Genomic DNA, 22871 nt, shown 5'->3' with positions numbered 1-22871 from the left:
CCGGACCGCCCCGCCGGGACCACCCGGCCGGACCGCCCCGCCGGGACACCCCGCCGGACCACCCGGCCGGACCGCCCGCCCGCCCGGACCGCCCGCGCACCCGCCCGAGCCCGGGGAGGCCACCCGCCTCCCCGGGTTTCCGCGTGCCCGCGGCGACCCGTGGACCACGTCTGCGCAGCGTGCGTATACACCGTGGGTATACACCGCATGTATAGTCGCGGCCATGTCCATCGGTCACACCCTCCTCGGCCTCCTGGAGGCCGGCCCGCGCCACGGCTACGACCTCAAGCGCGCCTTCGACGAGAAGTTCGGCCACGACCGTCCCCTCGCCTACGGACAGGTCTACTCGACCATGTCCCGCCTCCTGAAGAACGGCCTCGTCGAGGTCGACGGCGTGGAGAGCGGCGGCGGCCCCGAACGCAAGCGGTACGCCATCACCGACGCCGGGATCACCGACGTCGAGGCCTGGCTCGCCCAGCCCGAGAAGCCCGAGCCGTACCTCCAGACCACCCTCTACACCAAGGTCGTCCTCGCGCTGCTCACCGGCCGCAGCGCCGACGAGCTCCTGGACACCCAGCGCGCCGAGCACCTGCGGCTGATGCGCATCCTCACCCAGCGCAAGCGCAAGGGCGACCTCGCCGACCAGCTGGTCTGCGACCACGCCCTGTTCCACCTGGAGGCCGACCTGCGGTGGCTGGAACTGACCGCCGCCCGCCTCGACCAGCTCGCCCGGGAGGTGCGCCGATGATCCCGGCCGGCACCCTGCTGTGCGCCACCGCCCTGCGCAAGGCCTACGGCCCCACCAAGGCCCTCGACGACGCGGCCTTCTCCATCCACCCCGGCGAGGTCGTCGCCGTCATGGGCCCCTCCGGCTCCGGCAAGTCGACCCTGCTGCACTGCCTCGCCGGGATCGTCCCGCCCGACTCCGGCACCATCACCTACGCCGGGCGCGAGCTCTCCGCCATGAACGACGCCGAACGCAGCGCCCTGCGCCGCAGCGAGTTCGGCTTCGTCTTCCAGTTCGGCCGACTCGTCCCCGAACTGACCTGCGTGGAGAACGTCGCCCTGCCGCTGCGCCTGAACGGCGTCAAGCGCAAGCAGGCCGAGCGGACCGCCCTGGAGTGGATGGAACGCCTCCAGGTCGAGGACCTCGGCGCCAAGCGCCCCGGCGAGGTCAGCGGCGGCCAGGGCCAGCGCGTGGCCGTGGCCCGGTCCCTGGTCACCCGGCCCCGGGTGATCTTCGCCGACGAGCCCACCGGCGCCCTCGACTCCCTCAACGGCGAACTGGTGATGCAGCTGCTCACCGAAGCCGCCCGCTCCGCGAACGCCGCCGTCGTCCTCGTCACCCACGAGACCCGCGTGGCCGCCTACTCCGACCGCGAGATCGTCGTGCGCGACGGCAGGTCCCGCGACATGGAGCGGATCGCATGAGCTCGTCCAAGGCATGGATCCGCGACCTGGCCATGGGTGTCCGCTTCGCCTTCGGCGGAGGCCGCGAGGGCTGGACGCGCACCGCGCTCACCGGCGTGGGCATCGGCCTCGGCGTCGCGCTCCTGCTGATCAGCACCGCCGTCCCGAGCGCCCTGGCCGCCCGCAACGAACGGGGCGAGGCCCGCTTCCCGCTGAGCGCCGGCGGCGAACTCCGGCCGGGCCCGGACACCCTGCTCATCGCCGGGGCGAACATGACCTACCGCGACCGGGACATCGACGGCCGGCTGGTGCGCGCCGAGGGCCCGCGCGCCCCGCTGCCCCCCGGCCTCACCGCTCTGCCCGGGCCCGGCGAGATGGCCGTCTCCCCCGCCCTGCGCGAGCTCCTCGACTCCGGCGAGCACCCGCTGCTGCGGGAACGGTTCGAGCGGTGGAAGCCCACCTCGACCATCGGTGACGCGGGCCTCACCGGCCCCGGCGACCTGTACTTCTACGCCGGCTCGGCCGAGCTCCACCGGACGGGGCCCCAGGACTACTCCACCCAGCGGGTCAACGCCTTCAACCAGGCCATCGAGCGCCAGAAGCTCGATCCGGTGCTGCTGCTCCTGATCGTCCTGACCTTCGTCGCCCTGCTCCTGCCGGTCGCCGTGTTCATCGCCACCGCCGTCCGCTTCGGCGGCGAGCGGCGCGACCGGCGGCTCGCCGCCCTGCGCCTGGTGGGCGCCGACGGCCGGATGGTCCGCAGGATCGCCGCCGGAGAGGCGATGGCCGGATCCGTGGTCGGACTCGGACTCGGGGTGGTGTTCTTCCTGCTCGGGCGGACCCTCGTGGGCTCGCTCACCCTGGGCGGACGCAGCGTCTTCCCCGCCGACCTCAACCCCACCCCCGGGCTGGCGCTGCTGGTCGCCTGCGCGGTGCCCGCCGCCGCCGTGGGCGTGACCCTGTTCGCGCTGCGCGGCGTGGTCATCGAACCGCTGGGCGTCGTCCGTACGGCCGAGCCCCGCAAGCGGCGCATCTGGTGGCGGCTGCTGCTGCCGCTCGCCGGACTGGGGCTGCTGGCCCCGCTGACGGGCCGCGGCAACAAACACGGGAACTTCAACCAGTGGCAGGTCAGCGGCGGCGTGGTGCTGTTGCTGATCGGCATCACCGCTCTGCTGCCCTGGCTGTTGGAGCGCCTGGTCGGCGCGATGTCGGGCGGCCCCGTCTCCTGGCAGCTGGCCGTGCGCCGGCTCCAGGTCGACAGCGGCGCCGCCGCACGCCTGGCCAACGGGATCGCGGTGGCGGTCGCCGGGGCCATCGCCCTCCAGATGACCTTCGCCGGTGCCGAAGGCAGCTACTCCGGGAAGACCGGCCAGGACCCGACGCGCGCCACGATCGCGATCCTGGTGCCGGGCGGCCGCGAGGCCGGCACCGACGCGGTCGCCCGGCAGGTCGCCGCGACCCCGGGGATCACCCGGACCGTCCCGCTGACCGGCTTCTCCGCCGCCCGCGAGCCGAAGACCGACGGCGACGACATCACCGTCACCGTCGGCACCTGCGAGGCCCTGCGCGAACTCGCCCGGCTCGACGGCTGCCGGGACGGCGATGCCTTCGCCCTGACCACGCCCTCCGGCATGCCCGACCCCGCGTCCACGGCCCGGCCGGGCGAGCGCCTCCACGGGGGCAACGTGCACGGCTACGAGGGGATCGGCGGGACCCCCGCCGAAGCCCCGGTCGCCTTCACCTTCCCCGCCGGCGCGCGCACCGCGACGCCCCGCGAGGACCCCACGGGCAACCTCCGCGAGGGGCTGCTCCTGACCCCGTCGGTCGCGCCGAAGGGCCTGGGGTTCTCGCAGAGCGCGCAGATCTACGTCCAGGTCGACGAGAGCCGCCCGGACGGCCTGGACCTGGCCCGTACCGCGGCGTTCAAGGCCGACCCGCTCGCGACCGCGATGACCCTCAAGCAGACCGGGCGCAACGGCAGCTACTCCGCCATCCGCACCGGCCTGTTCTTCGGCGCCGCCGGGGTCATGGTCCTGATCGGCAGCAGCCTGCTGGTCTCCCAGCTGGAGCAGTTGCGCGAGCGCCGCAAGCTGCTGTCGTCCCTGGTCGCCTTCGGTACGAAGCGTTCGACGCTGAGCATGTCCGTGCTGTGGCAGACGGCCCTGCCCATGGGCCTGGGTCTGGCTCTCGCCACCGGTATCGGAGTGGCCCTGGGCTCGGTGCTGCTGCGGATGGCGAACCAGCCCGTCCGGATCGACTGGGCCCCGGTGCTGGCGATGAGCGGCGTCGGCGGGGGCGTGGTCGCCCTGGTGACCCTGCTGAGCCTGCCGCCGCTGCTGCGCCTGATGCGCCCGGACGGGCTGCGTACGGAGTGACCCGCACGGGCGGTGCGCCCGCTCCCGGACGGCCGCCTCAGTCGGTGGGCCACACCGGGAGCGGGCGCACCGCCTCGCGCAGCGCGGCGGCGACGGCCCGGAACTCCTCCTGCCGGGCCGTCCCGGTCCGCATGGCCAGTGCGATCCGCCGCGAGGGGGCCGGCTCGGCGAAGCAGCCGGTGGCCAGGTACTCGTTGCGGGCGGTCTCCAGGCGCAGGGCCGTGCGGGGCAGCAGGGTGACCCCGAGCCCGCCCGCGACCAGTTGGACGAGCGTGGACAGTCCGGCGGCGGTGGTGGTGACGTCCGCCCCGGCGCCGCGGCCCGCCTCGCGGCAGATGTCCAGGGCCTGGTCGCGCAGGCAGTGGCCCTCGTCGAGCAACAGCAGCTGGAGGCCGCGCAGTTCCTCGCGCGGGATGTCGCGCCGCCCGGCCAGCGGGTGCTCGCGCGGGGCCAGCAGGACGAAGTCCTCGTCGAAGAGGGGCAGTTCGGTGACGCCCGGCATACCGAGCGGCACCGCGAGCAGCAGCAGGTCGAGGCGCCCGCCGGCCAGCCCCTCCAGCAGCGAGGCCGTCTGCTCCTCGTGCACCTGGAGGTCCATGCGCGGGTAGCGCCGCTGGAAGAGCCCGAGCACGGTCGGCAGCAGGTACGGGGCCACGGTGGGGATCACCCCGAGCCGCAGCACCCCGGTGAAGGGGGCCCGGACCGCCTCGGCCTCCTCCAGCAGCCCGCCCATCGCGTCGAGCACGCCGCGCGCGCGGGCGGCGATCCGTTCGCCCGCCGGGGAGAGCAGCACCTTGCGGGTGGTGCGCTCCAGCAGCTGCACCCCGAGGGCCTCCTCCAGCGCGGAGACGGCGCCCGAGAGCGCGGGCTGGCTCATGCCGATCGCCGCGGCGGCGTCCCGGAAGTGCAGGTGTTCGGCGACCGCCGCGAAGGCCCGCAACTGGGCCAGCGTCGGCTGCCGGGCCTGCCTCGTCTGCCTCGCCTGCCTCGTCTGCCTCGTCTGCTTCAACTGCTTCGGTCCCCTATTACCGACAGCCACTGATAGGTACCTCCGATCACCCATCACAAGAGTAGCTATTTCCGTAATCAATGCAGCTGTGTCAGCATGTGAGATCCGTCCAACCCCTTCGGAAAGCTCCCAAAAGGGTCACTTTCCCGTTCGCAAGGAGAGTTCGTGCTCACTGTCGGTGACAAGTTCCCCAGCTACGACCTGACCGCCTGCGTCTCCCTCGAAGCCGGCAGCGAGTTCGCGCAGATCGACCACAAGACCTACGAGGGCAAGTGGAAGGTCGTCTTCGCGTGGCCGCTGGACTTCACCTTCGTGTGCCCGACGGAGATCGCCGCCTTCGGCAAGCTGAACGAGGAGTTCGCCGACCGCGACGCGCAGGTCCTCGGCTTCTCCCTCGACTCCGAGTACGTCCACCACGCCTGGCGCAAGGACCACGCCGACCTGCGTGATCTGCCCTTCCCGATGATGTCCGACATCAAGCGCGAGCTGTCGACCGAGCTGGGCATCCTCGGCGAGGACGGCCTGCCGATGCGCGCCGTCTTCATCGTGGACCCGAACAACGAGATCCAGTTCTCGATGGTGACCGCCGGTTCCGTGGGCCGTAACCCCAAGGAGGTCCTGCGGGTCCTCGACGCCCTGCAGACCGACGAGCTGTGCCCCTGCAACTGGAACAAGGGCGACGACACCATCAACGCGGGCGCCCTGCTGGCCGGTGAGTGACGGATGTCCCTCGACTCCCTCAAGTCCGCCATACCGGACTTCGCCAAGGACCTGAAGCTGAACCTCGGTTCGGTCATCGGCAATCAGGACACCCTCTCGCAGCAGCAGCTGTGGGGCACCGTCCTGTCCTGCGCGATCGCTTCCCGCTCCCCGCGCGTCCTGCGCGAGCTGGAGCCCGAGGCGAAGGCGGCCCTGTCGCCCGAGGCGTACACCGCCGCCAAGTCCGCCGCGGCGATCATGGCGATGAACAACGTCTTCTACCGCACGCGCCACCTCCTCTCCGACCCGGAGTACGGCACGCTGCGCGCGGGCCTGCGGATGAACGTCATCGGCAACCCGGGCGTGGAGAAGATCGACTTCGAGCTGTGGTCGCTCGCGGTCTCCGCGGTCAACGGCTGCGGCCAGTGCCTGGACTCGCACGAGCAGGTCCTGCGCAAGGCGGGCGTGGACCGCGAGACGGTCCAGGAGGCCTTCAAGATCGCCTCGGTGATCCAGGCCGTCGCCGTCACCCTCGACGCCGAAGCGGCCCTGGCCGCCGAGTAGTCACCCGCGCGGTCACCCGCGCGAACGCACGGGGCCCCCACAGCCGTCACCGGCCGTGGGGGCCCTGTGCGTTCACCTGCGCAGCCGGGCCATGAGCTGGCGCATGTCCTCGATCATCGCGGCCTTGACCGCGTCCTCGTCCGGCTCCTCCGCGCTGTCCGGACCGTCCACGGCGAACCAGCGGGAGGTCAGGGTGAAGACCGCCCCGCCGTCGAGCACCTGGAGCTGGGGCCAGCCCACCACCGTCGTCATCAGCGCCCGTTCCCCGAGCCCGGGGACCTGCTCCACCTCGGCGCCCACCGGCCGCATGCCGGGCTCCAGCCCAGGACCGGTGCCGAACTCCGGCCCCGGATCGAGCTTCTTGTGCAGCTCGACCATGACCTGGTGCTCGTAGGCGGGCCGTCGGTCGCCGCCGCTCGTGCCGATCGCGCAGTAGGCCCAGTCCTGCGCGGGGCTCTCGCCGTGTTTGGGCCTCCTCCCGTCGATCGATCCGCCCATCGCGCCGAGCATCTTCAGGGGCGCCTCGTCGCACAGGTTCTCGGCGTGCCGGTAGCGGATCGGCGGCGCGGACGCGGAGGAACGTTCCTGCACGACCAGTACGCCCGCCCACACCACCGAGGCCACCACCATCCCGCCCAGCGCCCACCGCCACGGCACGCGCCCGCCGCCCGGCGACGACGACGACGGCGGCGGCGGCGGCGCGGACGCGGACGGAGCGTCCGGTCGGGCCTCCCCCGCGGGCCGGCCCGCGGGCCACTCCCCTTCGAGCTCAGGCTCGCTGATCATCGCCGGCCCCCGCCCCCGGCACGGCCACGGCCGTGGCCGTGACGCCGTGCGGGGCCGGCCCCATCGCGAGGGCCGGCACATGCCGTTCGCGGGCGTGTGCCCGCAGGTAGCCGACGACCGTGTTCGTGACGGCGACCAGCGGTACGGCGACCACCGCGCCGCCGATCCCCGCGATCAGCCCGCCGGCCGCGACCGAGAGCACCACCGCGAGCGGGTGGACCCGTACCGCGCGGCCCAGGATGAAGGGCTGGAGCACGTGCCCCTCGATCTGCTGCACCGCCAGCACCACCAGCAGCACCATCAGGGCGATGAACGGACCCTGCGTCACCAGCGCCACGACCACGGCGAGGGCACCGGAGACCACGGCGCCGACCAGCGGGATGAAGGCGAACAGGAAGATGAACACGGCCAGCGGAACGGCCATCGTCACGTCGAGGAAGTAGAGCCCCAGGCCGATGAAGACGGCGTCGATGAGCGCGACGAGGACGGTGCCGCGCACGTACGCCGTGAGCGTGCGCCAGGCGCGCGGACCGGCGCCCGAGAGGCCGGGGCGGGCGGCGGCCGGGACCAGGCCGAGCACCCAGTTCCAGATCTTCGCGCCGTCGTAGAGCAGGAAGAGCGTCGAGAACATCGCGAGCAGCATGCCGGTCAGCACCTCGACGAGGACCGTCACGCCCTGGAGCCCGGCGGAGGTGATCTCCTCGGTGTTGGTGCCGATCGTCTCGCTGAGGTTCTTCGCGATGTCGTTGATCTGCTTCTCGGTCACGTGGAACGGACTGTCCAGGGCCCAGCTCTTGAGCTCGTTGATGCCCTCGCGCAGCCGGTTGGAGAGGTCGTCGAGGTTCTCCATGACCTGCCAGACCACGAACCAGCCGACCAGTCCGATGACGACGAAGCCGAGGATCGCCGTGACGGCGGTGGCCAGCCCCCTCGGCAGCCCGAGCCTGCGCAGCCGGACCACGAAGGGCTGGAGCAGTGCGGTCACCAGCAGGGCGGCCGCGAAGGCGAGGACGACCAGCCGGACTTCACTGATCACCTTCATCAGCACCCAGAGCATCCCGGCGAGCAGCAGCAGCCGCCAGCTGGCCTCGGCGGCCACGCGCATGCCCCACGGGATGACGGTCACCGGATCGGGCCGGGCCGGCGGCGGGAGCTCCCCGGACGCGGCCTGCGGTACGGGGACGGGCGTCTCGGCGGCGACCACGACGGGCGCCACCGGCTCCCCGGTGGCCTCGGCCTCGACCTCGGCCCGCCGTTCGTCGAGGCGCGCCTCCATCCGGCTCAGTCTGCTGCCGAGCCGGCCGAGCCAGCCTGCCCTCTTCGACATCTCGTTCCCTTCCCCCGCCGTACGGTCACACCTCGCACGACCGTACACGCGAGGGGCCCCGCACCGTAGGACGGTGCGGGGCCCCTCGAGGTTGAACCGGCCCGGAGGCGGTTCCGCTAGTACCAGCCGTTGGCCTGGTGGAAGCTCCAGGCGCTGCACGGGCTGCCGTAGCGCTCGTTCATGTAGCCCAGGCCCCACTTGATCTGGGTGGCCGGGTTGGTGCGCCAGTCCGAGCCGGCCGAGGCCATCTTCGAACCGGGGAGCGCCTGGACCAGGCCGTAGGCGCCCGAGGAGGAGTTGACCGCCTGGTAGTTCCAGGTGGACTCCTCGTTGATGATGTTCGAGAAGCACTGGAACTGGCCCGAGGGGACCAGCTGCTGGGCGATGGCCCTGACCTGGGCGACCGTGTAGGAGCCCTGGAGCGGGAAGTCGCCGGCGTCGCGGGTGGCGGACCGGCTCGCGACCTCGTCCTTCTCCTCGCGCTCCTTCTTGAGCTTGGCGTCGGCCTCGTCCTTCTTGGCCTTCTCCGCCTTCTCGGCGTCGGCCTTCTTGGACTTGGCGTCCTCGGCGGCCTGGACGCGGGCGGCCTCTTCCGCCGAGCGCTTGGCGTCGGTGTCGGCGGCGTGGGCGATGGCGTCGGCCTGCTGCGTCAGGGACGCGCTCTGGACCTGGGCCTGCTCGCCGACCGGGATTTCGCTGAGGAGAGTCGCACCCGATGCGGTGGTCTCGATGTCGTTCGAGGAGGCGGGGTCGCCGGTGGCGACTCCGACGACTGCGCCGACGGTGGTGACCGCGGTGGCCGAAGCCACTGCGAACCCCCGAACCGAGATCCGGCTCACACGGTGTCCTTCCAGCAGCGTCCGCAGTGACCGCGCGGGCGCGAGAGTGCCCCCTCGAACACTGGCCTCCGTGGTGGTGCGGTCACCGGAGACGCGGGCCCGTGGGCAACTCCCCTGCGGGAGCTGCCGCGTGAAACCGGGCGGCATACGGACATCGGCTGTGGAGTTGTGGTGCTGCGCGTATCCCACGGGAGATACAGGTGTGCCGTATGCGGGGCCTGACGGAAAACAGACTCTGCCGGACCTCGACGCCGCAGGGCAATTCCACGTTGCGTGGGAAAGGTCACACCTGGCATGTTGCCGTTGTTTTCGACAAAGCCCTGTGCCGCACGACGCCGCCCGGCTAGGCTCCTTGGCCTTTGCCGGGCGGCGCCAACTCACCGTCCCGCTATGGGGTTTTTGACCCGTTCGGGCCGGGTGGGTGATCGGTGCCGGTCAGAGCGTTTCGAGCATCTCGGTGACCAGGGCCGCGATCGGGGAGCGCTCGGAACGGGTCAGCGTGACGTGGGCGAAGAGCGGATGCCCCTTCAGCTTCTCAACGACGGCGACCACTCCGTCGTACCGGCCGACCCGCAGGTTGTCCCGCTGGGCCACGTCGTGGGTCAGGACCACCCGCGAATTGGCCCCGATCCGGGACAGAACGGTCAGCAGGACGTTGCGCTCCAGCGACTGGGCCTCGTCCACGATCACGAAGGAGTCGTGGAGCGAGCGGCCGCGGATGTGCGTGAGCGGCAGGATCTCCAGCATCCCGCGGCCCAGCACCTCTTCGATGACCTCGCGCCCGGCCACCGCCGAGAGGGTGTCGAAGACCGCCTGCGCCCAGGGGCTCATCTTCTCGGACGCGTCGCCGGGCAGGTAGCCGAGGTCCTGGCCGCCGACCGCGTACAGCGGCCGGAAGACCATCACCTTCTTGTGCTGCCTGCGCTCCAGGACCGCCTCCAGGCCCGCGCACAGGGCCAGCGCCGACTTGCCGGTGCCGGCCCGGCCGCCCATCGACACGATCCCGATCTCCGGGTCGAGCAGCAGGTCGAGGGCGATGCGCTGTTCGGCGCTGCGGCCGTGCAGCCCGAAGGCCTCCCGGTCGCCCCTCACGAGCTTCACGTTGCCGTCGGCCGTGACCCGGCCCAGGGCCTTGCCGCGCTCGGACTGCAGGACCAGTCCGGTGTGCACGGGCATCTCCGCGGCCTCCGGCACGTAGAGCCGTTCCTCGGAGTAGAGGAGGTCCACCTGCTCCCCGGAGAGGGCGAGCTCGCTCATGCCGGTCCAGCCGGCACCGGTGATCGCGAGTTCCGCGCGGTACTCCTCCGCGAGCAGCCCCACGGAGGAGGCCTTGATGCGCAGGGGAAGGTCCTTCGAGACGACCGTGACGTCGTAGCCCTCGGCCTGGAGGTTGCGGGCGACCGCGAGGATGCGCGAGTCGTTGTCCCCCAGCCGGAAGCCGGCGGGCAGGACGCCCGGGTCGGAGTGGTTGAGCTCGACGCGCAGGGTCCCGCCCAGATCGCCCAGCGGGATGGGGGCGTCGAGGCGACCGTAGCGGACCCGGAAGTCGTCGAGCAGGCGCAGGGCCTGACGCGCGAAGTAGCCGAGTTCGGGATGGTGCCTCTTTGCCTCCAGCTCTGTGATCACCACGATCGGGAGCACGACCTCGTGCTCGTCGAAGCGGGAGAAGGCGTTGGGGTCTGCCAGCAGGACGCTGGTGTCGAGGACGTAGGTCCGCCTGTCGGGCAGGCGGCGCTTTGTGCTGGTCACCACGGAAGGACGTACCCCCTCGGAAGAGGTCGGGCCATGAAGACCGGACCGGTCAACGGCACCCATGCCAGGGCCGAATTCCGGCCCTCCAATCCGTCCGTGCGAACCGCACGCGCGTCCTGGTGCAAAGGGCCTCCCGGGCGGACGGCCCTGTGCCGTCCGCTGAGACTCGACACCCGTGGATCGGGCGTCGACCTGCCTGGGTTATGCCCTCGAACATGCGCCGCCATGCCATGGCATATGACGGACGCTCGGTGAATCCCTGGTGAAGGCTTCGCGAGGGGGCGGGAGGGACCGAAGGGGCGTCAGCTCCGCGGGGTCAGGTGCCGTAGCGCCGGTGGCGGGCGGCGTAGTCGCGCAGCGCGCGCAGGAAGTCGACCTTGCGGAAGGCCGGCCAGAAGACCTCGCAGAAGTAGTACTCCGAGTGGGCGCTCTGCCACAGCATGAATCCGGACAGTCGCTGCTCGCCGCTGGTGCGGATCACCAGGTCCGGGTCGGGCTGGCCGCGCGTGTAGAGGTGCTCGGCGATGTGGTCGATGTCCAGGACCTCGGCGAGCTCCTCGAACGAGGTGCCCTTCTCGGCGTGCTCCAGGAGCAGCGAGCGCACTGCGTCCGCGATCTCCTGGCGGCCGCCGTAGCCCACGGCGACGTTGACCAGTATCCCGTCGACGTCGTGCGTGGCCTGCTCGGCCTCCTTGAGCACGGACTGGGTCTGTGCGGGCAGGATGTCGAGGTTGCCCACGTGGTGGACGCGCCACCGGCCGTCCGCGGCGAGGCCCCGCACCGTGTTCTCGATGATGTTGAGCAGCGGGCGGAGCTCGACCTCCGGCCGGTCCAGGTTGTCCGTGGACAGCATCCACAGGGTGACGACCTCGACGTCCGTCTCGGTGCACCAGCCGAGCATCTCGGAGATCTTGTCGGCGCCGGCCTGATGGCCCTGCACCGTGGTGCTCCCCGCCGCCTTGGCCCAGCGCCGGTTCCCGTCCAGGATGACGCCGATGTGCTTGGGCGACGCGTCGTGGTCGAGGCGGCCTTCCACCCGGCGTGCGTAAAGCCTGTACACCAGGTCGCGCAGCTTCACGATCTTCCAGCCCCTCCGTGCAATGCCCCCGTGCGGATTGCGGTCTCCCCCGAGGCGGCCACATTACTGCGCGGCGGGATCGGGTACCCAACTCGGCCGGTCACAAGTCCGTGATAGGGAGGACATCGTGACTGATAACAATCCCTATCGGGCAGAGCCCTCGCGCTACGACTCCATGCAGTACCGGCGCACCGGCCACAGCGGCCTCAAGCTTCCGGCCATCTCCCTCGGCCTCTGGCACAACTTCGGTGACGACAAGTCCCTGGAGTCCCAGCGGGCCATCCTCCGCCGCGCCTTCGACCTCGGCGTCACCCACTTCGACCTGGCCAACAACTACGGCCCGCCGCCCGGCTCGGCCGAGCTGAACTTCGGCAAGATCTTCGCGCAGGACTTCGCGTCCTACCGCGAGGAGCTGGTGCTCTCCACCAAGGCCGGCTACCTGATGCACCCGGGCCCCTACGGCGAGTGGGGCAGCCGCAAGTACCTCCTCGGCTCGCTCGACGCGTCGCTGAAGCGGATGGGCGTGGACTACGTCGACGTCTTCTACTCGCACCGCTTCGACCCGGAGACCCCGCTGGAGGAGACCATGGGCGCGCTCGCGTCCGCGGTCCAGCAGGGCAAGGCGCTCTACGTCGGCGTGTCCTCGTACACGGCGGAGCAGACGGCCGAGGCGGCGCAGATCCTGCGCGGGATGGGCGTGCGGCCGCTGATCCACCAGCCCTCGTACTCCATGATCAACCGCTGGACGGAGGAGGACGGGCTGCTGGACACCCTGGAGGAGGCCGGCATGGGCTGCATCTCCTTCGCGCCGCTCGCGCAGGGCCTGCTGACCGGCAAGTACCTGGGCGGCATCCCGGAGGGCTCGCGGGCCTCCCAGGGCAAGTCCCTCAACCCGGACCTGCTCTCCGAGGACGTGCGCGGCCGCCTCGCCGGCCTGAACGAGATCGCCGCGCGGCGCGGGCAGTCGCTGGCGCAGCTGGCGCTGACGTGGGTGCTGCGCGACGAGCGGATGACCTCCGCGCTGATCGGCGCGTCGAGCGTCCGGCAGCTGGAGGAGAACGTGGCCGCACTGGCCGGGGCGCCGCTGTCCGCGGAGGAGCTGAAGGAGATCGACTCCTTCGCCGTCTCCACCCCCGGCACCAACATCTGGGCCCAGCGCGGCTGACCTGCGCTTTTGCCCGGAAGGGGCGGAAAGAAAAAAACGGGCCGGTCCGTGGGGGGGATACGGACCGGCCCGAGGGGGGGGTTCCACCATAACCCTTCGTAAAGCGAGATGCGTGCATTGCCGCGAAACGATTACGCTCCGAATCCACCCAGCAGCACTCCGGTGAGGGCTCCGGCGGCCATGAAGGGGCCGAAGGCGAAGCCCGTCGCACGGGTCGCCCGGCCCCTGAGCAGCAGGCCGAGGCCGTACAGGGCCCCGTAGAGCAGGCCCAGGAAGGCCCCGGCGAGCCATACCCCCCACCCGTACCACCCAAGAGCGACCCCGAGCGGGAGCGCCAGCTTGACGTCGCCGAGGCCCATCCCGGCCGGGTTGATCAGGAACAGCAGGAGGTACGCGGCCCCGAGCGCGCCCCCGCCCAGCAGCGCGAGCCGCCACGACCCGGCGGCGCCGGGCAGCAGGGCTGCGGCGCCGAGGAGCGCGGCGGTGGCGGCGGCCAGCGGCAGGGTGAGCACGTCGGGCAGCCGGTGCACGGCGAGGTCGACGAGGGCCAGCAGCACCAGCGCCGGGGCGAGCAGCACGTACGCCGCCGCCTCGGGGCGCGGGCCCACCACGGCGGCGAGCGCCCCGCAGACGGCCCCGGAGGCCGCCCAGGCCCCCGCGGGCCCGTAGCGGAGCCCCGCGCAGCGGGCGGGGCCGAGCCACCCGGCGAGCGGATGTCCCCGCGGGCAGCTGCGCCGCCAGGGCTCCCCGGGCTCCACGGAGAGCCGGTACGCGGCGCGCGGCAGGCCCAGCCCGGCGGCGGCGCCGTACGCGACGGCGAGGAGGACGATCACGGCGTGGCCCATCCGCCGACGGTAGAGCGCGGCGTACGGGCCCCGCGGCCGTTTCCCCCTTCTCCGGCCTTTCCCCGTGGGGGTGGGGGCCGGGGGCGGGAGCCCCTAGGGTGGCCGCCATGACGCGGTGGGACGACGGGTACGGAATCCTCCAGGTCGCCGGGGTGGCGGTGCCGCTGGAGGTGGCCGCCTCGTACCGGGCGCGCACGCGCGGGCTCCTGGGGCGGGACGGCATCGAGGGGGCCCTGCTGCTGACCCCGGCGGCGAGCGTGCACACCTTCCGGATGCGGTTCGCGATCGACGTGGCCTACCTGGACCGGAGCCTGCGGGTCCGCGCCGTGGTGACGATGGCGCCGGGCCGCCTGGGCCTGCCCCGCCCGCTCTCCCGGCACGTCCTGGAGGCGGAGGCGGGCGCGATGGCGGGCTGGGGGCTGCGCCCCGGGATCCACGTCGGGGTGCGGACGCAGGACGGTCTCGACACCGCCTAGGTCCGCGGGCGCTCGGGCGGTAGGTTGAGGCGGTTGAGCTGGGGCGCGCAGGGGAGCGGCATGACGGAGAACGCGCGGATCAAGGCGCTGGAGCAGATCATGCCGGCGACGCACGGCGCCGACGAGGACATCGACTGGCAGGCGGCCGAGGCCGTCTGGGGTACCCGGTTCCCGGCCGACTTCGTGGCGTTCATGGGGCGTTACGGGGCCGGTTCCATCAACGGCGAGGCCAGCATCCTGCTGCCGCTGCCCAAGCCCGGACTCCAGTGGGACCCGGCGGAGATGTCGGAGGAGACCGCCAACGCCCGGCAGGCCTGGGAGGACGGGGGCGGCCGGGCCGCCTTCGACGTGGACCCGGAGTCGATCCTCGCCTGGGGCGTCACCGGCGGCGCCGACGTCCTGTGCTGGCTGACCACCGACCCGGACCCGGACCGGTGGCCGGTCCTCGTCGTCGGGCGGCACACCGCCGACGCGTTCGCGGTGTACCCGTACGGCATGGCCGAATTCCTGCTGCTGCTGTGCTCCGACGAGTTCGACGTGAGCCCCGTCGGCATCACCTTCTGGGACGTCGGCCACCTCAGCTTCGTCCACTGGCGCAAGGCCCAGCGGCGCTGGCAGGAGGGCCGCAACCCCGAGACCGGCGAGCCCGACCCCTACGCGGGCGAGTTCGCCGACTAGCCGGCCGACCCGCCACACGCCCGCCACACCCTTCAGCCCGTTTCCCGGCCGGAAACGGGCTTTTCGGCATGTCTCCGCACGTCTACGCGCGTCCAATTCCTGGATCACATATCGGAAAACACGAGCGGGAATTGCCGAATTTGGAGCATTGAACACAACTGCCGACCCAATGGAATCAACCCACCCGCCCTCAGGAGAGAATTCCGGCCAACGGGCCACGGAGGGACACCCCAGCCCGGAGTGACTCATAAGTAATATCCGGCTCCAAAAGAAAATCAGGGGTATCCACCCGTGCGACGAAGAATGTTCGGAGCTGCCGCCACGGCGGCCGTGTTCGGCCTGCTGATACCGCTGTCCGGCTGCGGAAGTTCCAACGCCGGGTCGGGTGGCAGCGGAACCCTGCGCCTGGTCGCGGCCGAATACGGCGACAATGCGGGCAACAGCTCCAAGGCTTTCTGGGACCAGGTGACGAAGGATTTCACCGCGGCCAACCCGGACATCAAGGTCGAGGTCCAGCTGCTCCCCTGGGCCGACATCGACCGCGAGGTCTCCCGTATGGTCAAGGCCGGCAAGGCACCCGACATGGCCCTCATGGGCTCGTACTCGGACTTCGCCGCGCAGGGCAAGCTGTATTCCGCGGACGAGCTCCTCTCCATCACCGCCGAATCGAACTTCCTCCAGCCCCTCGCCGAGGCGGGTTCGGTCGGCAGCACCCTCTACGGCCTGCCCTTCGTGGCGAGCAGCCGCCTCCTCTTCTACAACCAGAAGCTGCTCGCCGACGCCGGGGTCATCCCCAAGGACGGCACGGCCACCTGGCAGCCGAAGAACTGGTCCGACCTGAAGGCCGCCGCCAAGGCGCTCAAGGACAAGGGCGTGAAGTACCCGTACGCCCTTCCGCTGGGCCCCGAGGAGGCGCACGCCGAGACGCTGATCTGGGAGCTGAGCAACGGCGGCGGCTACGCCGACAGCAGCGGCAACTACGCCCTGGCCTCCGACCAGAACATCTACACCCTGCGCTGGCTCCGGGACCAGCTGGTCGCCCCCGGCCTGACCGGCCCGACGCCGCCGTCGCAGCTCAACCGCGCGGACGCGTTCGCCGCCTTCCTGCGCGACGAGGTCGGGATGCTCAACGGCTACCCCTCGCTCTCCCACGAGGCGCGCGCCAAGGGCATCACCGTCGGCACCGTCACCATGCCGGTCTCGGACAACCTGAGCTCGGGCGAGACCCCGCCGACCGTCGGCGTCGCCGACTGGATGATGGCCTTCAAGCAGAACGACCACCGCGTCGAGATCGGCAAGTTCCTCGACTTCGTCTACGCGGACAAGTACCTGTCGGACTTCGCGGGCCGCTACCACCTGCTGCCCTCGACGGTCACGGCCTCCCGCACCCCGGCGGGCGGAGGTCTCGACAAGACCGACGAGCAGTTCCTGACCGCCCTGCGCGGCGCCCAGCTCTACCCCGTCAACGACCCGACGTGGGTGACGGTCAGCGACACCATCAAGCGCGGCATCGGGCGGGCCGTGGAGCCGGGCGGCGACCCGAAGGCCGTCCTGGAGGGCATGGCCGCGAAGGCCGCCGAAGCCGGGAAGAAGAAGCACTGAAGCACCTCCCGAACCGGGACCTTCGACCCTGCGCCCGTACCCATCCCGTACGGCACCATGACCGTGACGGCCTTGATCCAAGGCCCCGGCCCGATCGCCCGCCGAGCACCCACAAGGTGCCGGGGCGCCAGGCCTCCCCTCCTCCTCCGTCTCCTCCGCCGCCGCCTTCTCCGCGCGGCTAGTGCGCCCCGTTCTCCGCGGCGAACGCCGTCCGGTACTGCTCGCAGCTGGAGTCCCAGGGCAGCGTGCCCGTCAGCGTCCCGTAGCCGGTCCGGGTGACCGACCACTCCACCGTGTACCGACCGGTGTCGCACGCGATCCGCTTGTTCCCCGCCACCTTCTGACGCCCCGTCGCCGGCTGCCCGGACAGTTCCTTGCGCACCTCGCCCGCCGCGGCCCCCCTCGCGTCGCGCAGCACCGCGTGGACGACGATCGGCTGGTTGCCGTCCTTGGTGGTCAGGGCCTTCTTCACGACCGCCGAGTCGGAGACCCCCCAGGCGAACTCGTACGAGGGCTGCCAGGCCAGCGTCTTGGGATCGCCCACCTGGCGCTTCCACTCGGGCGCCTCCGGCGGACCGGACCGGGTCACCGTCTTGTACTGCACGCCCGGGTGGAAGCGGAGCTGCCCCTCCACCTTGTGCATGTCGTCCTTGGTCCACATGGACTTCATCGCGTGCTCGTCCCCGGCCGGGTCCTGGAGGTAGGCCGTGCCCGGCGCGGCGGTGGCGGCGGCCTGCCCGAGGGCGGGCGCGAGGGCCGCGACGGCTGCGGCGAGGCTGAGGGCGACGGTGCGGGTGCGGTTCATGTACGGCCCAACGGGAGCCCGCGGCGGGCCGGAACGACGCCGCGGGCGCGTTCACCCGTAAGGGAGCGGGCCGGGCGCGCGCAGGTGACGAACTCCCGGATCCGACAGGAATACGATCCCACCGCCTCTGGTTGGCTGCCCACGGACACAGCGGGAAGATCCGCGTGCGACGAACGGGGGATGTCATGAGCGTGACGGTGAACGGAACGGTGGCGGCGGGCTGGGAGCCGGTGCGGGAGGAGTTCGAGGCCTTCGTGGCCGGCGAGCACGTCTCGCCCGAGGCGCAGCTGTCGGTGCGTCACCACGGGCGCGTCGTCGTCGACCTGTGGGGCGGCGAGGACACCGAGGGGGACACCCTGACCGGGGTCTACTCGATCACCAAGGGCGCCGCGCACCTGGTGGTGGCCCTGCTGGCGCAGGAGGGGGTACTGGACCTGGAGCGTCCGGTGTCCTCGTACTGGCCGGAGTTCACGGGGCACGGCAAGGAGCGGCTGACGGTGCGGCAGCTGGTCGCGCACGGCTCCGGGCTGATCAACACCCCGGAGGGCTTCTCGTACGAGGAGATCGCGGACGACACCCTGATCGCGGCGCGGCTGGCGGAGGCGAAGCCCTACTGGGAGCCCGGTACGGCGTACGGCTACCACGCCTTCGTGATCGGCGCCCTGACGGGCGAGGTGGTCCGGCGGGCGACCGGCCGCTCCCTGCAGGAGGTCTACGAGGAGCGGGTGCGGGCCCCGTACGGGCTGGACCTGTACATGGGCCTGCCCGCCTCCGAGGAGGGCCGCTGGAAGCCGGTCCTGGAGATGGTCCCGACCCCGGCCCAGCTGGAGCTGCTGGCGGCGGGCGAGCCGCTGCCGGAGCTGCTGAAGATCGCCTTCAACTGGCACCGCGAGCCCGCGATGGACCTGGTCGCGTACGCCAACCACCCGCAGGTGAAGGGCCGGGGCCCGGCCTCCGCGGGCGGCGTCGGCACGGCGCGCGCGGTGGCGGGCCTGTACGCGGCGGCGGTCGGCGGTCTGAACGGCCTCCCGGCGCTGCTGAAGCCGGACACCGTGGCGGACGTCGCGCGGCCGCACACCCCGGGCGCGGACTCGGTCGTTCCGGAGGCCGACCACTTCGGTCTGGGCTTCGAGCGGCAGCACGCGGTGGGCCCGGAGGCCTTCGGGCACTGCGCCGCGTCGGGCGGGCTCGGCTTCGCCGACCCGGTCACGGGCATCGCGTACGGGTACACGCGCCGCCGTTTCGGTTTCCCGGGCGGTACGGGCCCGGAGAACGGTCCGCTGACGGCGGCGGTGCTGAAGGTGGCGCGGGGGCTGTAGCCCCGGGGCTCCGGGGCTCCCGGGTCAGGCCTGGCCGGTCTCGAAGCGGACGACGTGGCCGTCGGCGATTTCGAACCGCCAGGCGGTGCGCATCTCGCCCCAGGTGTCGTTGCGGTAGTCGACCACCAGGGAGCGGCCCCCGTCGGCTTCGGAGTCGACCGACATGTGGCCGTGGCAGGACCAGATCTCCCGCTCCGTCCAGTCGTCGACGTCGCGGTCCGAGCCGTCGTCGGACATGGTCGCGCCGGGGGTCAGGACCGCGTGGAAGGCGGTGCGGTCCCCGGCGTTGACGGCGGTGACGAAGGCGCGGACGGTGGGGTCGGTCAGCCGGGTGGGGTCGATCACGGATGCTCCTGGGCGGGTGCGTGCGTACGGTGCTGCGTGCGCGACCAGGGAACACCGTGGCGGCCGTGGCCGCGGCGACCCTCACCCGTTCGCCGCCGGACGGCGTGTCAGGGGGCGCTGCGGGCGCGGGTCGGGGCGCGGCTCAGGGGGCGGTGCGGACCGGGAAGCCGGTCGGCCGGCCCTGGTCCTTCAGCCAGGTCAGCACCTGGTCGAGGGCGTCGACGGTCTGCCGGCGGTCGCCGCCCCCGTCGTGGAAGAGCACCGTCGGGCCGTTGCCCATCTCCCGCTTGACGGCGTCGACGATGGCGGCGGTCCCGGGCCTGCCGAAGTCCTTGGTGTCGACGTTCCAGCCGAGCGGGCGCATGCCGTGGGCGGCGGCGATCCGCCGGCTGTCGGGGGTGAAGGCCCCGCCGGGGGCCCGGTAGTACTCGACCTTCGCGGCGCCGCCCGCCGCCTCCTCGATCAGCTTCTTCGCGTCGAGGATCTGCGCCTCCTGGTACGCGACGGGCTTCTTGTCCATGGTCGTGTCGTGGTTCATGGTGTGGTCGCAGAGCCGGTGACCGGCCGCGACGACCTGTTTGACCAGTTCCGGGTGGGCCTTGGCCTGCGGGCCGATCATGCAGAAGACGGCCTTCACGTCGTGGCGGGCCAGGACGTCGAGGACCTGTGGGGTCCAGCGGGGGTCGGGGCCGTCGTCGATGGTGATGTTGACGGTGTTCCCGCCGCCCTCCGAGGCGTGGGCGATGGTGTCGGGCAGCGCCGCGGGGGCGGGGGGGGGGGGCCCCGCCGCGGCCCCCCCCCCCCCCCCCCCCCCCCCCCCCCCCCCCCCGCCGGTGCCCCCCTCGTCCGGGCCGCCGTCCGCTTCGCCCCGGCGGGAGGCGCTGTCCTGGCGGGAGGCGTTGTCCTGTGGGTGGGCGGTGCGGTCGTCCGTGGCGACCAGGGCCGTCACGCCCCAGACGGTCGCGGCGACGGCCACGGCCGAGGCGCCGACTGCCATCCGGGTCCGCAGGGCCTGCTTCTGCGTGCGCGTCATGTGTCCACTCCCCATCCGGACGTGCGAGGGTCCTGTGGGTCATGACGCCTTGGAACCAGGTCGGGTTCCGCCCGATTGCCCTATAAATTCCAGGTAATAAGGACTTTGCTCCTTTACAGCCCCTTACGCCCCTCCCGCCCCGCGGGGCACCGGCCTCAGGACGCTCCGGCTCATCGGCCGTTGCCCGTCGGGCCGGCCCCGGAACCGTCGGCGGGTGTCGCGAGCATCAGCGCGGAGTCCGTGTGGAGCGTGATGCGCACCGGCGTGAAGGCGGTGGCGTCCACCGAGGACTCCCCGGTGCCGGGGTTGCGGGCGTAGCGCGGATGGGCGCCTCCGCTGATCTGCCAGCGCATGCGGTGACCGACGGCGAAGCGGTGGGCGGTGGAACTCATCGGCACGGTGAGCGGCGAGGGCGCCCCTTCGGCCGTCCGGAGCCGGCCCAGTCCGTCGCAGATGTTGACGGAGCGGCCCTGTTCGTCCACATCGCACAGGCGGGTGAAGACATCGGCGTGGCCGGTGTCCGTGGAGATGGCCAACCGGGCGGAGACCGGGCCGAGGACGTCCACGGGTTCGGTCAGCGGGGGCCCGGTGAACGTCAGCACGTCGTCCCGGATCTCCAGGGTGCCGTTGTCGCGGGGACCGGCCGTGCGGGAGAGCAGCGGGCCGCCGAGCGAGGGGGTGGGGTCGTCCGGGTCGTAGCGGAACGACGCCAGTGGCGCGGATTCCGCGGGAGCCCGCCGGGTGAGGTCCCCGTGCCCGGCGGGGAACCACGAGGTGGCGGCCGCGGCCGGCGGCCAGTCGTCGAGGTCCCGCCAGTCGTCTGCACCGCCGACGTGCACGCGGACCCTGGCGGGACGGAGGCCGGAGGGGTCGCCGCACAGGTGCGCGCGCAGCCAGGCGAGGCTCTCGGCGAAGACCTCGGGCCACCCCTGCTGCAGCGCGGACGTGTGGGTCCAGGGGCCGACGAGCAGGGAGGTCTCGCAGCCGGCCTCGCGCAGCCGGTGGTACTGCCCGAGGGTCTGGTCGCCCATGACGTCGTGCCATCCGGTGATCAAGGCGGTCGGCACGCTCAGCCGCTCCGCCACCGTCGCCAACGACGCACCCTGCCAGTACGCGTCCTCGGCATCCGGGTGCGCCATCACGTCGTCCAGCCAGGGCACTTCACCCCCGAGGGCGGGCGCGTAAGCCCCGCGCAGCGGCCGGGCGGTGGTGACCTCGCCCAGGCGGCGCTGCAGACGCATCGTCGCCCTGATGAACCGGCCCATGCCCTGGTGCTGGTACGTCATGCCGGCGCCGACGGCGAGGGCGTTCTCCAGGCGGAGCGCACCGTCCGCGTAGAAGAGGGAGTACGGGTCGTGCAGCCCGACCTGCACCACCATCGCCTTCAGCTCCGGCGGCGGGTCCGCGGCGAGGGCCCACTGCACGTATCCCAGGTAGCTGGGGCCGACGGTCCCCAGCGTTCCGTCGAACCAGCTCTGCTCGCGCAGCCAGGACACCGTGGCCCGGCCGTCGGCGGCCTCGTTGCGCCACAGATCGAAGTCACCGCCGGAGCCGCCGGTGCCCCGGCAGCTCTGCAGCACCACGTGGAAGCCCTGTTCGGCGAAGAGCACGCCGTACATGGGAGACCACGGCAGGCCCCTGCCGTACGGCGAGCGCACCAGGAGGGTGGGGAAGTCGCCCTCGGCGCGCGGGAAGTAGTGGTCCGTGACCAGCGGGCTGCCGTCGGCGGCCGGCACCGCCAGCCCCGGCTCCCACCCGACGTCGTACCGCTTGGCCGGGAGGCCGCGCCAGGTCGCCCTCATCATCCGCGAGGCCGGCGGCGGCTTGCCGGACGGCATCGCCCAGGTCGTCCTCGGCGCAGGACCGTGCGTGCGTGTCGCCATGTCGTTCCCCTCCTCGATATCCGTACGATGTACGAGAATAGACGATGCACGGATGGATCCCGCAAGGGGCCTCCTCGATCAAGGAAGGGAGCGCGGACCAATGTCCCGTGGAGGAGGGTCCGATGCCGCAGGCATCGACCCCGAACAGCTCTGGCTGAGTTCCGACCGGCCCCGCAGGGGGCGCAAGCCCGCCTACAGCAGGGAGACGATCACGGCGGCAGCCGTCGCCCTGGCCGACGCGGAGGGGCTCGAAGCGGTCACCATCCGCAAAGTCGCCGCACAGGTCGGAGCCGGCGCCATGTCGCTCTACAGCTACGCCCCCGACAAGGAGACGCTGCTGGAACTGATGGTCGACCACGTCAGCGGCGAACTGCCGACCACCCACACGCCCACCGACGACTGGCGCGCCGCCCTGAAGGCCATCGCCCACCTCCAGCGCGACCACATGCTGCGGCATCCCTGGCTGCCCGCCGCACTGGCCGCCCACCGCACCCCCGGCCCCAACACCCTGGCCTTCCTGGAACGCGCGCTCGCCGCCCTGCGGCCCACCGGACTGGACGGCGCGGCGAAGCTGGAGATCTTCGCCCAGCTCACCGCGTTCGTGGCCGGGCACGTCGGCCACGAGATCGCGCGGGCCGCGGCCTCACGGTCCCCCGACCGGGTCGCGGCCGAAGTCCGCTACCTCACCGCCGTCGCGATGGACGGCCGCCACCCGGAACTCGCCGAAGCCCTCACCGCCCCCGCACGCCCCCTCACACCCGAAGCCACCTTCGACCGGTTCCTCAACCGCCTCGTCGACGGCCTCGACACCGGCTGATCCCGCGACGCGGCACCCTGCCCGTTCTCGTCCCGAGGCCGCACGAGGAACGGGCCCGGCCCGG

The 22871-nt window shown here is 72.1% G+C and carries 22 protein-coding genes; 11 read left to right on the top strand and 11 right to left on the bottom strand.

Annotated elements, in window-relative coordinates:
- Positions 1–223: 223 nt before the first annotated feature.
- Genes ACEPPI_RS13095 through ACEPPI_RS13085 form a run of 3 tightly spaced genes read left to right on the top strand, consistent with a single transcriptional unit; the run spans position 224 to position 3785 of the window.
- On the top strand, positions 224–748 hold the full coding sequence (locus ACEPPI_RS13095) for a PadR family transcriptional regulator (protein WP_373915397.1): 525 nt from the start codon (positions 224–226) through the stop codon (positions 746–748).
- Positions 745–1431, top strand: coding sequence for an ABC transporter ATP-binding protein (locus ACEPPI_RS13090; protein WP_373915396.1), 687 nt, complete (start codon positions 745–747; stop codon positions 1429–1431). The genes ACEPPI_RS13095 and ACEPPI_RS13090 overlap by 4 nt, the downstream gene beginning before the upstream one ends.
- Entirely contained in the window at positions 1428–3785 is a 2358-nt protein-coding gene (locus tag ACEPPI_RS13085) for an ABC transporter permease (protein WP_373915395.1), read from the top strand. The genes ACEPPI_RS13090 and ACEPPI_RS13085 overlap by 4 nt, the downstream gene beginning before the upstream one ends.
- Positions 3786–3822: 37 nt before the next feature.
- On the opposite strand, the gene ACEPPI_RS13080 is transcribed toward ACEPPI_RS13085, so the two are convergent.
- Positions 3823–4794 carry a hydrogen peroxide-inducible genes activator gene (locus ACEPPI_RS13080; protein WP_373915394.1) on the bottom strand — a complete coding sequence of 324 codons (972 nt, stop codon included), beginning with the start codon at positions 4792–4794 and terminating at the stop codon, positions 3823–3825.
- Positions 4795–4959: 165 nt separating this feature from the next.
- Between ACEPPI_RS13080 and ACEPPI_RS13075 the strand changes: the two genes are divergently transcribed.
- Both ACEPPI_RS13075 and ACEPPI_RS13070 read left to right on the top strand, forming a co-directional pair.
- Complete coding sequence (locus tag ACEPPI_RS13075; RefSeq protein ID WP_030226236.1) at positions 4960–5514, top strand: peroxiredoxin; 555 nt, start codon at positions 4960–4962, stop codon at positions 5512–5514.
- Between the two features lie 3 nt (positions 5515–5517).
- The gene (locus tag ACEPPI_RS13070; RefSeq protein WP_030226238.1) at positions 5518–6057 is read left to right on the top strand and encodes an alkyl hydroperoxide reductase; all 540 of its coding nucleotides are present in this window, start codon (positions 5518–5520) and stop codon (positions 6055–6057) included.
- A 72-nt stretch (positions 6058–6129) separates the two neighbouring features.
- On the opposite strand, the gene ACEPPI_RS13065 is transcribed toward ACEPPI_RS13070, so the two are convergent.
- The 5 genes from ACEPPI_RS13065 to ACEPPI_RS13045 all read right to left on the bottom strand — a co-directional run bounded on the left by ACEPPI_RS13065 (position 6130) and on the right by ACEPPI_RS13045 (position 11839).
- Positions 6130–6843, bottom strand: a complete 714-nt coding sequence (locus ACEPPI_RS13065) for a hypothetical protein (protein WP_373915393.1) — start codon at positions 6841–6843, stop codon at positions 6130–6132.
- On the bottom strand, positions 6827–8170 hold the full coding sequence (locus ACEPPI_RS13060) for an AI-2E family transporter (protein WP_373915392.1): 1344 nt from the start codon (positions 8168–8170) through the stop codon (positions 6827–6829). Before ACEPPI_RS13060 ends, ACEPPI_RS13065 begins: the two co-directional genes overlap by 17 nt.
- 116 nt (positions 8171–8286) lie before the next feature.
- Positions 8287–9009, bottom strand: coding sequence for a transglycosylase SLT domain-containing protein (locus ACEPPI_RS13055; RefSeq protein ID WP_373915391.1), 723 nt, complete (start codon positions 9007–9009; stop codon positions 8287–8289).
- 435 nt (positions 9010–9444) lie between these two features.
- A complete protein-coding gene (locus ACEPPI_RS13050; protein ID WP_373915390.1) occupies positions 9445–10761 on the bottom strand; it encodes a PhoH family protein in 1317 nt (438 codons plus the stop codon).
- 316 nt (positions 10762–11077) lie between these two features.
- On the bottom strand, positions 11078–11839 hold the full coding sequence (locus ACEPPI_RS13045) for an isoprenyl transferase (RefSeq protein WP_266841925.1): 762 nt from the start codon (positions 11837–11839) through the stop codon (positions 11078–11080).
- A gap of 127 nt (positions 11840–11966) precedes the next feature.
- On the opposite strand from ACEPPI_RS13045, the gene mgrA reads away from it, so the two are divergent.
- A complete protein-coding gene (gene mgrA / locus ACEPPI_RS13040; RefSeq protein WP_373915389.1) occupies positions 11967–13004 on the top strand; it encodes an L-glyceraldehyde 3-phosphate reductase in 1038 nt (345 codons plus the stop codon).
- 131 nt (positions 13005–13135) lie between these two features.
- Here the strand turns inward: mgrA and ACEPPI_RS13035 are convergent, their stop codons facing one another.
- Positions 13136–13849 (bottom strand): prepilin peptidase, encoded by a 714-nt coding sequence (locus ACEPPI_RS13035; protein WP_373915388.1) that lies wholly within the window; start codon positions 13847–13849, stop codon positions 13136–13138.
- Positions 13850–13956: 107 nt separating this feature from the next.
- Between ACEPPI_RS13035 and ACEPPI_RS13030 the strand changes: the two genes are divergently transcribed.
- The 3 genes from ACEPPI_RS13030 (at position 13957) to ACEPPI_RS13020 (ending at position 16605) form a co-directional block, all read left to right on the top strand.
- Positions 13957–14325, top strand: a complete 369-nt coding sequence (locus tag ACEPPI_RS13030; RefSeq protein WP_373915387.1) for a DUF192 domain-containing protein — start codon at positions 13957–13959, stop codon at positions 14323–14325.
- A gap of 60 nt (positions 14326–14385) precedes the next feature.
- Positions 14386–15003, top strand: a complete 618-nt coding sequence (locus ACEPPI_RS13025; RefSeq protein ID WP_373915386.1) for an SMI1/KNR4 family protein — start codon at positions 14386–14388, stop codon at positions 15001–15003.
- 303 nt (positions 15004–15306) lie between these two features.
- A complete protein-coding gene (locus tag ACEPPI_RS13020) occupies positions 15307–16605 on the top strand; it encodes an extracellular solute-binding protein (protein WP_373915400.1) in 1299 nt (432 codons plus the stop codon).
- Between the two features lie 178 nt (positions 16606–16783).
- Here ACEPPI_RS13020 and ACEPPI_RS13015 read toward each other — a convergent pair whose 3' ends face one another.
- A complete protein-coding gene (locus ACEPPI_RS13015; RefSeq protein ID WP_373915385.1) occupies positions 16784–17410 on the bottom strand; it encodes a hypothetical protein in 627 nt (208 codons plus the stop codon).
- A gap of 185 nt (positions 17411–17595) precedes the next feature.
- On the opposite strand from ACEPPI_RS13015, the gene ACEPPI_RS13010 reads away from it, so the two are divergent.
- Complete coding sequence (locus tag ACEPPI_RS13010) at positions 17596–18729, top strand: serine hydrolase domain-containing protein (RefSeq protein ID WP_373915384.1); 1134 nt, start codon at positions 17596–17598, stop codon at positions 18727–18729.
- 24 nt (positions 18730–18753) lie between these two features.
- On the opposite strand, the gene ACEPPI_RS13005 is transcribed toward ACEPPI_RS13010, so the two are convergent.
- The 3 genes from ACEPPI_RS13005 to ACEPPI_RS12995 form a co-directional block, all read right to left on the bottom strand.
- Positions 18754–19074, bottom strand: a complete 321-nt coding sequence (locus ACEPPI_RS13005; RefSeq protein ID WP_373915383.1) for a nuclear transport factor 2 family protein — start codon at positions 19072–19074, stop codon at positions 18754–18756.
- A gap of 142 nt (positions 19075–19216) precedes the next feature.
- The gene (locus ACEPPI_RS13000) at positions 19217–20107 is read right to left on the bottom strand and encodes a polysaccharide deacetylase family protein (RefSeq protein WP_373915382.1); all 891 of its coding nucleotides are present in this window, start codon (positions 20105–20107) and stop codon (positions 19217–19219) included.
- 170 nt (positions 20108–20277) lie between these two features.
- Positions 20278–21990, bottom strand: a complete 1713-nt coding sequence (locus ACEPPI_RS12995; RefSeq protein ID WP_373915381.1) for a CocE/NonD family hydrolase — start codon at positions 21988–21990, stop codon at positions 20278–20280.
- Between the two features lie 100 nt (positions 21991–22090).
- Between ACEPPI_RS12995 and ACEPPI_RS12990 the strand changes: the two genes are divergently transcribed.
- Positions 22091–22807, top strand: coding sequence for a TetR/AcrR family transcriptional regulator C-terminal domain-containing protein (locus ACEPPI_RS12990; protein ID WP_373915380.1), 717 nt, complete (start codon positions 22091–22093; stop codon positions 22805–22807).
- The last annotated feature ends 64 nt before the right edge of the window (positions 22808–22871 follow it).

Source organism: Streptomyces sp. AB3(2024), assembly GCF_041862025.1.
Taxonomy (GTDB): Bacteria; Actinomycetota; Actinomycetes; order Streptomycetales; family Streptomycetaceae; genus Streptomyces.
The sequence above is the reverse complement of the archived record's forward strand: the minus strand, read 5'-3'. Positions and strand labels throughout refer to the sequence as shown.

Coding starts and splice junctions, on each gene's coding strand:
- ACEPPI_RS13065 (WP_373915393.1), bottom strand. CDS start 6,843: ATGATCAGCGAGCCTGAGCTCGAAGGGGAGTGGCCCGCGGGCCGGCCC.
- ACEPPI_RS13020 (WP_373915400.1), top strand. CDS start 15,307: ATGTTCGGAGCTGCCGCCACGGCGGCCGTGTTCGGCCTGCTGATACCG.
- ACEPPI_RS13060 (WP_373915392.1), bottom strand. CDS start 8,170: ATGTCGAAGAGGGCAGGCTGGCTCGGCCGGCTCGGCAGCAGACTGAGC.
- ACEPPI_RS13035 (WP_373915388.1), bottom strand. CDS start 13,849: ATGGGCCACGCCGTGATCGTCCTCCTCGCCGTCGCGTACGGCGCCGCC.
- ACEPPI_RS13030 (WP_373915387.1), top strand. CDS start 13,957: ATGACGCGGTGGGACGACGGGTACGGAATCCTCCAGGTCGCCGGGGTG.
- ACEPPI_RS13095 (WP_373915397.1), top strand. CDS start 224: ATGTCCATCGGTCACACCCTCCTCGGCCTCCTGGAGGCCGGCCCGCGC.
- ACEPPI_RS13090 (WP_373915396.1), top strand. CDS start 745: ATGATCCCGGCCGGCACCCTGCTGTGCGCCACCGCCCTGCGCAAGGCC.
- ACEPPI_RS13000 (WP_373915382.1), bottom strand. CDS start 20,107: ATGACGCGCACGCAGAAGCAGGCCCTGCGGACCCGGATGGCAGTCGGC.
- ACEPPI_RS13010 (WP_373915384.1), top strand. CDS start 17,596: ATGAGCGTGACGGTGAACGGAACGGTGGCGGCGGGCTGGGAGCCGGTG.
- ACEPPI_RS13070 (WP_030226238.1), top strand. CDS start 5,518: ATGTCCCTCGACTCCCTCAAGTCCGCCATACCGGACTTCGCCAAGGAC.
- ACEPPI_RS13085 (WP_373915395.1), top strand. CDS start 1,428: ATGAGCTCGTCCAAGGCATGGATCCGCGACCTGGCCATGGGTGTCCGC.
- ACEPPI_RS13015 (WP_373915385.1), bottom strand. CDS start 17,410: ATGAACCGCACCCGCACCGTCGCCCTCAGCCTCGCCGCAGCCGTCGCG.
- ACEPPI_RS12990 (WP_373915380.1), top strand. CDS start 22,091: ATGTCCCGTGGAGGAGGGTCCGATGCCGCAGGCATCGACCCCGAACAG.
- ACEPPI_RS13025 (WP_373915386.1), top strand. CDS start 14,386: ATGACGGAGAACGCGCGGATCAAGGCGCTGGAGCAGATCATGCCGGCG.
- ACEPPI_RS12995 (WP_373915381.1), bottom strand. CDS start 21,990: ATGGCGACACGCACGCACGGTCCTGCGCCGAGGACGACCTGGGCGATG.